The organism is Pedobacter sandarakinus (genome assembly GCF_026240095.1).
Taxonomy (GTDB): Bacteria; Bacteroidota; Bacteroidia; order Sphingobacteriales; family Sphingobacteriaceae; genus Pedobacter; species Pedobacter sandarakinus.
Genome location: NZ_JAPIVG010000023.1, coordinates 1 through 667 on the forward strand (window position 1 = coordinate 1; position 667 = coordinate 667).

Below are 667 nucleotides of genomic sequence, written 5' to 3' on the forward strand. Positions count from 1 at the left end.
TACAACTGTACCATTAGCTGGTGGTGTGGCAATCGTATAGGTTAATGGGTCACCATCCACATCAGATGCAGTGATTGCTCCATTAACTGGTGTGTTTTTATTGGTGTTGATATTAACTGGCGTCGTAGCTACTGGTGCATCATTAACTGGTGTTACCGTTACATTGATGGTTACCGCTGTGCTTCCACCTTTGCCATCACTCACGGTTACCACAAAACTATCCGTTCCGTTGAAGTTGGCCTTTGGTGTATAAGTGTAAGTTCCATCTGCATTCAATACCACCGTTCCGTTTGCTGGTGGCGTAGTGGTAGCGAAAGTTAAAGGATCGCCGTCTGCATCACTTGCTGTAATCGTTCCGCTCACCGCAACATCTTCAGGCGTTGTTACCGCTGGTGCTGTAGCTACTGGTGCATCATTAACTGGCGTTACCGTTACATTGATGGTTACCGTTGTGCTTCCACCTTTGCCATCACTCACGGTTACCACAAAACTATCGGTTCCGTTGAAGTTGGCGTTTGGTGTATAAGTGTAAGTTCCATCTGCATTCAATACCACCGTTCCGTTTGCTGGTGGCGTAGTAGTAGCGAAAGTTAAAGGATCGCCGTCTGCATCGCTTGCTGTGATCGTTCCGCTCACCGCAACATCTTCAGGCGTTGTTACCGCTGGT

At 47.7% G+C, this 667-nt stretch carries 1 protein-coding gene; it reads right to left on the reverse strand.

What is annotated here, in order from left to right:
• Positions 1-667 (reverse strand): tandem-95 repeat protein (locus OQ268_RS17785; RefSeq protein ID WP_265858162.1); only part of this gene is annotated, 667 nt, incomplete at both ends.